We start from the raw sequence: 12529 nt of genomic DNA on the forward strand, positions 1-12529 counted from the left end.
TACGGAAATTGTCCTAAGTCCCAGGACCCAGGTCTTAGGGAACTTCCAAATGCATGGACCAGTGCCTAAGACCTAAGACTTTGTACCTAAGACAATTTTAGTACACCATATTATCGATCAGCCTCACGTCTCCCAGTTTGGCAGCCACCAGGGCTACCTGTTTGCCAGATGTGGGATGGAAGATGGGTTGCAGGGTTTCGGCGTCGGCAATGGCCACGTAGTCCGGCACAAAACCGCCTGCTTCCAGCCGGCGGGTGGCCTCGGCGATGAGGGGGGCATAATCTGCCTCCGCATGGTGTTCCGTGATGTAAGAGAGTACTTTGTAAATAAGGGTGGCGCCGGCCCGTTCCGTGGGGCTCAGGCGTACGTTACGGCTGCTCATGGCCAGGCCGTCTGCCTCGCGTTTGGTAGGGCAGATGACCAGTTGGGCCGGCAGGCCCGTGATCTCCAGCAGGCGCTTCACGATCATGCATTGCTGGAAATCTTTCTGGCCCATGAACAGCTGGTCCGGCATTACCAGTTGTAGTAGTTTGTGTACAATGCGGCCCACGCCCTGGAAGTGACCGGGACGGTGGGCGCCCTCCAGCAGGGTTTCCAGGTAGCCAAAGTCGTAATGGGGCCCGCCGGCCAGGCCTTCGGGGTACATTTCCGCCACGGAGGGGAGGAACAGCACATGGCAGCCGGCATCCGTCAGCTTCGCCGTATCGGCTTCCACGGTGATGGGGTATTTTTCAAAATCCTTGGGATCGTTGAACTGGGTGGGATTTACGAAAATGCTGCATACCACCAGGTCTGTATGCTCCAGGGCGGTGGTCACCAGTTGCAGGTGCCCTTCGTGCAGGGCGCCCATAGTAGGCACAAAACCAATGCTTTTACCGGCTGTACGGGCATTGTCCAGGTAGGCCTTCAGGTCGGCAGCATGTTTAAAAACGTACATATTTAATGGCTTAAACGGTAGGTAAAACGGGTAATTGCCGGTTTTTAAACAGAAATTCCGTAATTTTGCCAACCAAATTAAAAATTACTGCATTAATAATCAGCGTAAATGTCCACAAAGAAAAGAATTCTTTTTATTGCCCAGGAAATGTCGCCATATCTCGAATTAACTGAATATGCGGCGATGGTCAATAAAATGGCGATCAAGTCGAACGAAGCCGGATTGGAAGTGAGAGTGATCATGCCTCGATTTGGTATCATCAATGAAAGGAGGCATCGTTTACACGAAGTGGTGCGTTTGTCCGGGATCAATATCGTGATAGACGGAGATGACTACCCGCTGATCATTAAAGTAGCTTCTTTACCCAACGCCCGCCTGCAGGTGTACTTCCTGGACAACGAGGACTACTTTAAGCGGAAGTCCCTTTTCCACGACGAGCAGGAGCAGTTTTACGACGACAATGGTGCCCGTGCCGTATTTTTCTGCAAAGGCGCCCTGGAAACCGTAAAGAAATTTGGCTGGCCCCCGGACGTGATCCATTGCTCCGGCTGGATGACCTCCCTCATCCCGGCTTACCTGAAGACCGCCTACAAAAAAGAGCCGGTGTTCTCTAATTCCAAAGTAGTATATTCGCTGGAAGCCCCTGCCTTCAGTGAGTCACTGGGTGATGGCTTCATCAAGAAGGCCATGATCAACGGTGTTAAGGAAAAAGACCTGGAGCCCTTCAAGGAAGGCACCGCTGCTGCCCTGAACCGTGGCGCCGCCAAGTATGCAGATGCCGTGGTGATCAGCAGTGACGCCATCGACAAAAAGACCGTGGATGAGCTGAAAGCGGAAAAAGGTAAGATCATTGTACCTTACCGGAACGATAACGAAGATCTTTCTGATTACCTGGCAATGTACCAACAGCTGCTGGGCAACAAATAAAATACGGGCAGGTGGCCTGTTTGTCAATACGGCCACCTGCTTTTTTACCAGAGCAGTACCCCACCATACCGCTTCACCTATTTTGATCATTCCCCCCTGAAAAGCCCCGCGCAGCTACTACTATTTGTTGCGTAAACATCTTATCTTTACGCCGTTTTTCAACGGCTAGTACCGAATTGCAACACATCGTATTAACTCATAAAAATCCATACAATACTTTATGCCTTACTTATTTACATCAGAGTCTGTTTCAGAAGGACATCCGGATAAGGTAGCCGATCAGATCTCCGACGCGCTGATCGACAATTTCATGGCGTACGACGCAAAGTCTAAAGTGGCCTGCGAAACCCTGGTGACAACCGGTCAGGTAGTATTGGCCGGTGAAGTAAAAACGGAAGCATACCTGGATGTGCAGGACATTGCCCGCGAAGTGATCCGCAAGATCGGTTACACCAAGAGCGAGTACATGTTTGAAGCCAATTCCTGCGGTATCCTTTCCGCTATCCATGAGCAATCTGCAGACATCAACCAGGGTGTAGAACGCACCAACCCTGAAGAACAGGGTGCCGGCGACCAGGGTATGATGTTTGGCTACGCTACCAACGAAACTGATAACTACATGCCGCTGGCACTGGACCTGGCCCACAAACTGCTGAGGGAACTGGCCGCGCTGCGCCGCGAAAATAAACAGATCACTTACCTGCGCCCCGATGCCAAATCACAGGTGACCATCGAGTACTCTGATGACAACCAGCCGATCCGCATTGACACCATCGTGATCTCTACCCAGCACGATGATTTTGCAGACGACAATACCATGCTGGCCAAGATCAAGGAAGACGTGATCAATATCCTGGTGCCCCGCGTAAAGGCACAGCTGAAGCCCGAGCTCCAAAAGCTGTTTGACGACGCGATCACCTACCACATCAACCCCACCGGCAAGTTCGTAATAGGCGGCCCGCACGGTGATACCGGCCTTACCGGCCGTAAGATCATCGTGGATACCTACGGTGGTAAAGGCGCCCACGGTGGTGGTGCATTCTCCGGTAAAGATCCTTCCAAGGTAGACCGCTCTGCAGCTTACGCTACCCGCCACATTGCCAAGAACCTGGTAGCAGCCGGTCTTTGCGATGAAGTACTGGTACAGGTTTCCTACGCTATCGGCGTGGCAAAACCCTGCGGTGTGTATGTAAACACCAATGGCACTGCCAAGGTAAAACTGCACGACGGTGAGATAGCCCGCAAGGTAGAAGCCATCTTTGACCTGCGCCCCTACGCGATTGAACAGCGCCTGAAACTGCGCAATCCTATCTATTCTGAAACTGCCGCATACGGCCACATGGGCCGCAAGAATGAGGTGGTGACCAAGATCTTCAACGAGGGTAAGAAGAACGAGAAGAAAGTGGAAGTGGAGCTGTTTACCTGGGAGAAACTGGATTATGTAGACAAAGTGAAAGCCGCTTTCGGACTTTAATAAAGTCAGGTTTCCAAATATCATTACTGGCCAGTACAGCACTTACTGTACTGGCCATTTTGTTTTAATAAACAACAGTCAGACAGCATTTTCAGTTAACAAAAAAGTCCTTCACAAAAAAAGTTTAAAAAATTCTAAATTTTTTATATATAAATATAAATTATATATATAAAAAAATTTAATGTGGTTATTGGTACTGCATTTCAGCGGGAATAGGGTTTTGCAGGAATAGCCTGCAACATATTTTTAACGGGATGGGCTATACGTAATCATCGGTACTTCTTTACTAACGTGTGATAGCGTTATACGCATTAGATATAACCGCTATGTAATTTGCACTTTTATGTTTAGATTTATTGATATTGCAGCCTGCTAATACAAGGGTGTCTTTGATCCGGAGCAAGGCGCCACTGTATGTTGAAAACCATATTTCCATATCAATCTGAAAATGCAGTCACCAGGAAGGTGATGCAAACCTTTTTACAAACCATAACCGAATTGAAAAACCATGATGAAGGAACCCACAACCTCACCAAGAAGTATGATGCTATTAGCATTTGCGTTCTTCTTAGCACTGGCCAGTTGTACAAAGGAAAAGGCCCTGCTGCAACCCTCACACGGCTCAGGCAGTGATACCGCGAAAGTTACAACGCCGGTGACCACCACCACGGGTAAAGAGTATGTGCTGACACCCGATGCGGATGGCCGGTTGGTACTCGACAACAGTAAGGGAACGTACAAGGCAGGTGACATCCTGAGTTTAAAAGGAAAATTCACCGCCGTTATTATTTCAAATCTTTCCGGCACCGCTGCTAAGCCCATCACCGTGCGTAATGCGCCCGGAACGGCTACCGTGATCGGTGACCCGTCCTGGAATGGTGGCGCATGGTCTACTGCGTTTGGTTTCATTAACTGCCACTATCTTAAAATAGGCGGCGCTAAAAGTAAATCAGACCTGGTGATCAATGGCAGCACGCAGGCAGGCAGGCAAGCTTATTTCAACCTGACGCTGAGCAGCCATACGGATAACATTGAGATCGCCTTCCTGACGATCAAGAATGGCGGTACGGGTATCTGGGCCAAGACAGACCCGGTTAAAAATGATCAATCTACCTATTATCCCAATTCCACCATGGAAAACCTGCAGATCCATGATGTAGAGATCAGCGGCACCAACAATGAGGCTATGTACATCGGGCACACCGCGCTGTACTGGAACCTTACTGCCAATGTTCCCTACTATGGTGATCCTTCAGGTTTTACTGCCGGCCAGACCTACGTGCAGCCCATCAAATGGCACAACGTGAAGATCTACAACAACACAGTGCTGAGTGGTGGTGCGGATGGTATTCAAACATCTGCCATCGACCTCCTGGAAGTTTCAGGTAATACAGTGACTAACTGGGGTGGGCAGCATAACCCGGCGCATAACGGCGGCATCCTCATTGGTGGCAGAACTACCAATACCAATGTGCACGACAACTACGTACACGACGGATGGGGAGAGCTGATCCAGTTCTATGGAAGTGGTGAAAATGGGGCTACCCATATTATCAAGAACAACCTGCTGGCTAATAACCAGGGTGATGGGGTGAGCATGAGAGGTACAGACAATGCCGTGGTGCAGATCCTGAACAATACCATTGCCAATCCCGGTGGCGTATGCCTCCGCATCAATGGCTACCAGGGTATGACCAAGCCGCAGATCGTGCAGGCAAATGCATTTATCCAGCCCAAACCGATCAACGGTACTGTATCATTTAACGCCTACGTATATACGGAGAATGGCGGTACTTACACAGAGCCTGCGGCTACCGCTTCGGATGCTAACACCAGGATTGCAACACTGGCCGCCGCCGGCGTGAATACCAGCAATTACTACCAGCCTGCAGCTAATTCTGCACTGGGTACATCCGGCTACCGGAAATAGGTTTATTTTCCTGTTCCCAGGAAGTCCCTGATGAGGGGATTTACCTGGGCAGGTTGCTCATAATGCGGCATATGCCCGGCACTGGTTATCTTCTGACTGACCAGTGTCGGGTATAATTTTTTATAGTCGTCCAGCTTTTGCGGGGGGAAGAACGGGTCGCTATCCCCGTAGACGAGCAATACCTTATTGGGTGGCACTTCCGCAAGGAAATGCAGCTGGCTTTTATTCAGCATATCATGCCACGTGGAAAGGGTGATGCGCTTGTATCCTTCAATGTTGATGAAGTACCGCAGCCGCTGGCTATAGGTATCAAACAGCGGCATGTTTTGAAATTCCTTGCGCTGGTTTTCAATAGACCTGGGGTACCAGTAACAAGTCATAAGGAACCGGTCGAGGAGGGGCACTGACAACAGGGATGATGGGCGCAGATCCCCGCTGGCGGCGGGCCCCAGCAGTACCAGCTTCCGCACGCGCTCGGGGTGGTGTGCAGTGAACTGCATGGCTATTGCAGCGCCCATGGACATGGCCACCACATCCACCGGTCCACGAAAGCCCAGGGTGTCCAGGAGGGACACCAGTTGTCTCTCATACAGGTCCGCATCATAGTGAACATGCGGCCGGTCTGAAAAGCCCCGGCCATACAGGTCGTACGCGAGTACCCGTTGTTGCCCGTTATAAAGGGCAGGGATCGTTTTATCCCATACTTCCATGCCGGTGGCCCCACCGCCGTGAATAAATACAATAGGCTGGCCGTTTCCGGGCCCTTTAAGGCTATAATGGACATAGCCATCCGGCAGGTGCACAAACTGCCCGGGCGCCTTTGCTCTCAACCGGGCCACCTGCAGTTTTTCCTGGGATGCATGCATGACCAGGTACGTAGCCAGTCCGGCTACCAGTACGGCTGCAAGCAGCCAGGCAAAGACTTTCAGCAGTTTTTTCATTTTTTGAATTGCAACAGCCATTCATAAATGTTGATGCCGCCTTCCCGGTACGCGGGATCATAATACGTTTCCCAGCAGCAGTGTTTGTGATCGCCCACGGTGATCCTGGTAAGCCCTTTTTTGTATTTATCGGTGCTGTCTGCAAATAATTTGCAGTTGCCCAGGAAAACAGGTTCCTCCGTGCCACCGAAGTACCAGGTGTGCACATTGTTCTTTGCCGTGATGGAAAAACTGCTCATGTTTTTCGCATCAATGGTGGCGGGAGACATACAAACGGCGGCGGCTATACGCGGCGCGGTTACCGGGTCCGTAATGGCCATGCCCACAGACCAGCCGCCGGCACTATAACCCGTTACGTAAATGCGGGACGGATCGATGGGATACCTTTTCAGGATATCATCCAGCGCCACGTTCAGGTGCTCCGGTCCTAAAGACCAGCTGGTGGCTAAAGGGGCAAACACGATGAACTCGTATTTCTTCCCATCCACTTTATTCACCGCATCGATGTTTTTACCTTCATGCATCTGCCTTGCCACGCCCTGGTGGAAGATCTTGGTGACATCATTGCCGGCAATGCTCCTGCCGTGAAATGCAATGAGCAAGGGATATTTTTTGCCCGGCTTCATATCGGCCGGTAAGTGTAACAAGGCGGGGATGTGATGCCATGGTGTGATCTGAACTTCAATCTGTTCAAATGGTTTCAAAGAGGTTTGGCCCCAAGCGATGCCATTGAGCATTAAGCCCAACAGCACAAATAGTATTTTCTTCATCTGGCTCTACTTACAAAAAACGATTGTTTACAGGTGCAGCAGCACTTCTTCCAGCGTGGTGCCAATGATGGCTTCCAGCACGTATTTAGACTGCTTTACATCTCTTTCCAGGTTGATCTTCCTTACTTTTTCGGCGTTGTAGATACGGTAGGCATCGTTGATCACGTCGTAGTTCTGGTCGCCCTGTTTGAACTTGGATTCTACTTCCTGGTAGTGGTTCAGTGCGTCTTCCAGGAGGGGGAGCTGCAGTTCGTACAGTTGTTTGTTTGCCGCATAGTCTTCATAAGCGCGCAACACGGCAGATTTCAGGGCCAGTTTGTCTGCCTCTTTCTGCTGGTCAATGGCGCGGCCGTTAGCCTTTGCTGCTTTTACTTCCGCGGGGATGGCGATGAAGTTGCCCAGGGGCACGTTCAGGCCAAAGTTGTAGCGGGGATACAGTGTGTTGTTGCTGGAGCTGCCTTTGATCGTAAACTCGTTCAGGTTACCGGAAGCTACAAACATGTTCAGCCATCCAGCCTTTGCCCTGTTCTGGTCATATTTGGTCACTTCTTTTTTCTCATCCCATACTTTGAGAGAGGGATTGTTCATGGCCAGTTCTACCAGTCTTTCTTTAAGCCTTGAAACGGTATAGGTTTCTGTTGGGAGTTTAAGAATGACAGAGGTGTCGGTCTTAACAAGATCCTGGGCGGCTAAGGTGCCGCAGGAAAATGCTGCAAATAAGAAGAACAAAACGTGTTTCATTGGGTGACATTTGTAGTTGATAAATATTTTGTTTTGATAACAATTCCATTGAGTCCATAATAAAGCATGGCAGATTCAATGAGGCCCGAGGCCTCCTGTGCATACATGCTCACCGTTAGTGCAAACAGCACGCAGGCGGTAGTAAGCGCAAATTGCCTTTCTGCTTCTGTCTGGCTTTTGAAATAATTATTGATCGCGTATTTCAGCAGCAGGTAAAGATTGATCATTACCAGTATGAGCCCTATCCACCCCTGCTCCAGCGCGGTGCGCAGGTATCCGCTGTCTGGCGGAAACCCGTCCAGCTCTGTACCGGAGCCGGGCTCGCAACTGAGCAGGCCCCCGCCTATGGGATGGCTGTAGATGTAAGGCTGTATGCGATGGCGGTTCACTTCTCTTACATTCATAGAGGCATCTTCACTGCCGGAAAAGGCGCTCCTCATCCGGATGATGGTGGGGCTGCTGTGGAACGGGCCATACATCAGCACCAGGAAGGCCATTACAAATAAAGAAAGCCCTATGATGGTGTTGCGGTTCTTAAGGTTGATCAGCACCATCAGCAATACGCCCATGGGCACCATGATGTAGGCCGTCCTGGTACCAGAATATCCCAGGGCCATGAACTGGAGGACCATGGAGATAATGAGCAATATCTTTTTGCGGATAGACACCAGTGCTTTGGAGGATGTAAGCAGGGTGATATTCATGATCACGCCACAGGCCATCAGCAGGCCAAATACCGCAGGATCGGACATGAAGGAGAAAATACGGATACCGGTAAGGATCAGCACTGTTTTAAACTTCTCGGGATACCGGGCTATAAACGCTTTTTCAAACGGCAGCAATCCAAACCATTGCTGGAAGCACGCATACACGGCCGCCAGTGTGAGTATCACGATCCAGAATTTGAAAAAGGTTTTGAGATCATCCATATTCCGGATCAGCTTCATCACCAGGAACATGAACAGGAAATTCCGCAAAAGGCCGCGGCTGAAGGTGGTCCACCCGTGCCGGTCATGGATGGCGGGGTTGAAAAATTCCAGCAGGATGAGGCCTATGTACACGTAGAAGGTAACCAGTAGCGGATCCAGGAAATCAATTTTCCGGATGCTTTTATCATCTGCATTGATCAGGCTGCCCAACAGGGTGATGAGCAGCATGCCGTCAACGATCACGCCCACACTCAGTTCCGTGCCGGACATCCTTTCTGCCAGGCGTACAGTGAGTGCGATGGTGATGGCAATATAATAGCCTATCCGGTAGTTGAAAATGGAGATACCGGCCAGGGAAAGCCCTATCACACCCCCCATTAGCAGGATGGTGTACTTTACCTCCATGGCACTCAGGTAAGCGATCAGCGGTACCGCTAATATCCAGATGACGGCGGCCAGGTAAGGCAATATATTTTTCTTCGTATAGTCCACGATACGCGATTACAGGAACACTATTTTCACTGACATGGCAATCAATACCAGGGCAATGAAAATCATGATCAGGGTTTGGTGAAGAGATTGATCTATTGGTTGCTTCTTTTTGCTCATTGCACTGACAATTTTTTAGTGGCCTGTTTTTCTTTCAGCGGGCCGGTGAACAGGAAGGAGAGGCCCAGCCTGACACAAAATTTGTAAATAACGAGGGAGATCCCAATGGCCATAGGGATAAGCAGAAGCAACAGCACCGGCCCGTTGGTGATCCCCATCCGGATGAGTAATGCCCGCAAAACCGCCGCTATCGTTACATGCAGCAGGTAGATGTACAGCGAATGATGCCCTATCACCTGCAGGAATGTTAATACTCCCTTGGCCGCCAGGCAGGAAGACAGCTGTATGGTGAACAGGCATCCATTGAGGGCTATGACCAGGTAAAGGAACATATTCATATCCTGGTGATAGAGATAAAAGAATTGCAGTGCGATGAATATAAAAAATGAAAAATACAAATACCGTGGCTCCGAAAGCCGCTGCTGCACCCGCTCCTGGAAGAAGATACCCGAACTGAAATCGCCTACCGCAAAAAATATGTAATGCAACATAATATCGTAGATGGCGCTGTACTGGCGGATCAGCGGGGAGCAGCCCAGGAAGATCAGCCCCACGGCCAGGTGTATATATTTATTGCCCCGCGTGAGTATATTGATGCCCAGGTACAGCATGGTTACATTGAACAGTGCAAAAAGGTACCACAACTGGTCCAGTGTCCTGGGCTGCAGCAAAATGTTCAGGTAATCCATCGCTGTTCTGTGCGCATTGGTATAGGAAGAGAACACCATTTGCAGGCTCAGTTGTATCAATGCCCATAGCAGGTAAGGATACAATAAGGTGTTCACCTTGTTCAGCGCAAAACTGGCCTTTCCCCGCTTTTGCAGGCTTTTCGCAAAAAAGGCCCCGGACAACAAAAAGAACAGGGGCATCCTGAAACTGTACAACATATCATTGGCAGACGTGACCCCTTTGGGCAGTGCTATGCCCTTGGCCAGCAGCCCATAGGCCAGGTGCCTGTACACGACCAGGATGATGGCTATACCTTTGGCATAGTCCACCCAGGCATAACGTGCACTGTTTGTTGTGGTTCCGGAGTTGTTTGTCATGGCAGAAGTATGTTGCTGCAGCGGCTTGTTACAGCTCTAAATAGTCTTCCTTTACATCGTTTAACACGACACCGAGGAATTTATCTCCCAGGCTGTTCAGGAACTCGGAAGATTCGTTATCGATCTCTTTTATTTTCAGTTTAGAGGAAAAGATGGCTATCACACCTTCTGCAAAGGCTGACAGTTCCCGGCTGTCTGTGAAATCGTTCAGGGGGGCACCTTCCATCAGGATGTAGTGGTAGTATTTTTTAAGCTCTTCCAGGTAGTCCAGCACGTTATTGGGCGGCAATATTTCAGAAGGCGTATAGTCTCCTCCCTTACAGCCCATTACCTCTATACCCGGCGTGTCGTAAGTGGTCACGTATTCACGGAATTTTTCGATGCTGAAATCCTGGGGCGCCAGGGAGAATGACTCCAGCGTGGGCCTGGCCTGCATCTGCACGGTGATATCGTTGTTACAGAAGTTGGTATCCAGCACCAGTACTCTTTTGTTGCTAAGGCTTAAGCTGTAGGCAACGGCCTGCACCAGCGTGGTTTTCCCTTGTTGCGGCTCCGTGCTGGTGAATAAGAATATTTTCCGGTTACTGTTTTCCAGCTCGTAACGCAGTTTTCTCAGCAACTCACGGAACATGTTCTGGCGTTTGAGCCATTGCGATTCATCTGTCTTCCTCTGCAATGTTTCCAGGATATTGTATTTGCGGAGGTTTGCATGGTTAATGGTGGCGATCAGTTTCAGGTTGCTCTGGCGGTTGAAGATGGACGGGGACTTCAGGGAGTTGTCCATGAATTCACCAAACAGGATGCCGATGCAGGAGATCATGAACACAGCCGCGCCGGCCATACCCATGATCAGCAGGCGTTTGGAAGATTCCGGCGTAAAGGCAGGTTGCCCTTTCAGGGTCTGGCGGAAGTTGTCCTGCGGCACCGTATTGTTATCCAGCGCTGCTGCCAGCTTTTCTTTCAGTTTATTGTACTCTTCCTGGGCCAGGTTTGCCTCCTGTTGCAGGCTGCCCACGGTAGCTTCCTTATTGGCATAAGAGCCCACGGAGGAGCGGAGGTTGTTGATCTTTGTTTCCAGGGTGGTGATGTTGAGCTTGGATGCCCGCAGTTCCGCTTCCTGGGCACTTTTCTTCTGTTGCAGTTCATCACGGGTAGCGGTTTTGCCGGTGGCGCTGCCGGATTCCAGCAGGGCTTTCTGCAGCTTTGCGCGTTGTGCTTTTATCTTATCCTGCAGCGCATTGTCAGTGCTGCCGGTGCGCACATACTCATCATTGAGATCATTGATCTGCCTTCTCAGCGCCAGGATCTCACTATTGTTATTATTATATAAAGGTTTGTCGCCGTTGGCCTGGTTTAATTGCGTAGTCAGGTTGTCGATGGAAGCCTGCAGGGCGTTGTAGTTGGCCCTTTCATCGGACAGGGATTTTTCAAATTGTTTGATCAGGTCCCATTCGTTGCCGCTGGCGGTTTCCACGTTCAATACGCCCTGGGCTGTTTTGTATTGGCGCAGTGCTTCGATCTTCGCATCCAGTTCCTGCTTTTTCTGGTTCACCAACGATTCAAAGGTGGCCACGTTCTCAATACTGCGTTCGGAGCGGGAGCTTCTGTAAAAACGGATGAACTCGTGGTAAAGGCTGTTTACCGCGAAGGCAGAGAGGTTGGGATTTTCGGAATAGCAAACGATATTGATATAGTCGGTGCGGGAAAGGCGGTAGGCGCTGATCATCTTGCGCAGCGACTCATAATCATACCGGTACAGTTTCATGTATTCCAGCACCTTTCTTTCGTCCGGCGTGGAGCTGGAAAGTACTTCCAGGGAGTCGTATTTTCTTTTGCAGATCCGGTAGATGTCCTGCCGGTTGGTGGTTTTATATTCGGGGGAATTTAATTCTTTTTCTGTCAGCCTCCTGAATGGGTCATTGCTGGTCAGGTCATGTATCATGAGGTTGCAGGATAACAAGCCCATCACCAGCGGAGAGTTCATGGTCTCCACCTCGTTATCAAACTTTACGTCGGCTTCAAAGAGGTTTACATTCTCATCCCGCAGTTTGATCTGCTCATTGGTAGTGAACCCCGTAGCCATCTGGGCCGTGGAGGCGTACAACCTGGGTTTCCCGATGGTAAAGGCAAAGGCGGCGGCAACAGCTACAACAGTGCTAATAATGATCCACCATTTTTTTTTGAGCAATGCCTTGACAAAAAATAAAATATCCATATCCTGTTTA

The 12529-nt window shown here is 50.0% G+C and carries 10 protein-coding genes; 3 read left to right on the plus strand and 7 right to left on the minus strand.

Annotated elements, in window-relative coordinates:
* Window positions 1–97: 97 nt before the first annotated feature.
* The gene (gene panC / locus DCC81_RS22415) at window positions 98–937 is read right to left on the minus strand and encodes a pantoate--beta-alanine ligase (protein ID WP_108688899.1); all 840 of its coding nucleotides are present in this window, start codon (window positions 935–937) and stop codon (window positions 98–100) included.
* 108 nt (window positions 938–1045) lie between these two features.
* Here panC and DCC81_RS22420 point away from each other — a divergent pair, with 108 nt between their 5' ends.
* The 3 genes from DCC81_RS22420 (at window position 1046) to DCC81_RS22430 (ending at window position 5268) form a co-directional block, all read left to right on the plus strand.
* Window positions 1046–1864, plus strand: coding sequence for a glycogen/starch synthase (locus tag DCC81_RS22420; RefSeq protein WP_108688900.1), 819 nt, complete (start codon window positions 1046–1048; stop codon window positions 1862–1864).
* A 220-nt stretch (window positions 1865–2084) separates the two neighbouring features.
* Complete coding sequence (gene metK, locus DCC81_RS22425; RefSeq protein ID WP_108688901.1) at window positions 2085–3338, plus strand: methionine adenosyltransferase; 1254 nt, start codon at window positions 2085–2087, stop codon at window positions 3336–3338.
* 541 nt (window positions 3339–3879) lie between these two features.
* On the plus strand, window positions 3880–5268 hold the full coding sequence (locus tag DCC81_RS22430) for a right-handed parallel beta-helix repeat-containing protein (RefSeq protein WP_240613048.1): 1389 nt from the start codon (window positions 3880–3882) through the stop codon (window positions 5266–5268).
* A gap of 2 nt (window positions 5269–5270) precedes the next feature.
* On the opposite strand, the gene DCC81_RS22435 is transcribed toward DCC81_RS22430, so the two are convergent.
* The 6 genes from DCC81_RS22435 to DCC81_RS22460 form a co-directional block, all read right to left on the minus strand.
* Window positions 5271–6209 carry an alpha/beta fold hydrolase gene (locus tag DCC81_RS22435; RefSeq protein WP_165806696.1) on the minus strand — a complete coding sequence of 313 codons (939 nt, stop codon included), beginning with the start codon at window positions 6207–6209 and terminating at the stop codon, window positions 5271–5273.
* Window positions 6206–6835, minus strand: coding sequence for a carboxylesterase family protein (locus tag DCC81_RS22440; protein WP_133177770.1), 630 nt, complete (start codon window positions 6833–6835; stop codon window positions 6206–6208). Before DCC81_RS22440 ends, DCC81_RS22435 begins: the two co-directional genes overlap by 4 nt.
* Before the next feature lie 171 nt (window positions 6836–7006).
* Window positions 7007–7720 carry a TolC family protein gene (locus tag DCC81_RS22445; protein WP_108688904.1) on the minus strand — a complete coding sequence of 238 codons (714 nt, stop codon included), beginning with the start codon at window positions 7718–7720 and terminating at the stop codon, window positions 7007–7009.
* A complete protein-coding gene (locus DCC81_RS22450; RefSeq protein ID WP_108688905.1) occupies window positions 7717–9141 on the minus strand; it encodes an O-antigen ligase family protein in 1425 nt (474 codons plus the stop codon). Before DCC81_RS22450 ends, DCC81_RS22445 begins: the two co-directional genes overlap by 4 nt.
* Window positions 9142–9254: 113 nt before the next feature.
* Window positions 9255–10304 carry an acyltransferase family protein gene (locus DCC81_RS22455; RefSeq protein ID WP_108688906.1) on the minus strand — a complete coding sequence of 350 codons (1050 nt, stop codon included), beginning with the start codon at window positions 10302–10304 and terminating at the stop codon, window positions 9255–9257.
* Between the two features lie 28 nt (window positions 10305–10332).
* On the minus strand, window positions 10333–12519 hold the full coding sequence (locus DCC81_RS22460; protein WP_108688907.1) for an exopolysaccharide transport family protein: 2187 nt from the start codon (window positions 12517–12519) through the stop codon (window positions 10333–10335).
* Between the last annotated feature and the right edge of the window lie 10 nt (window positions 12520–12529).

This window comes from Chitinophaga parva (assembly GCF_003071345.1).
Classification (GTDB): domain Bacteria; phylum Bacteroidota; class Bacteroidia; order Chitinophagales; family Chitinophagaceae; genus Chitinophaga; species Chitinophaga parva.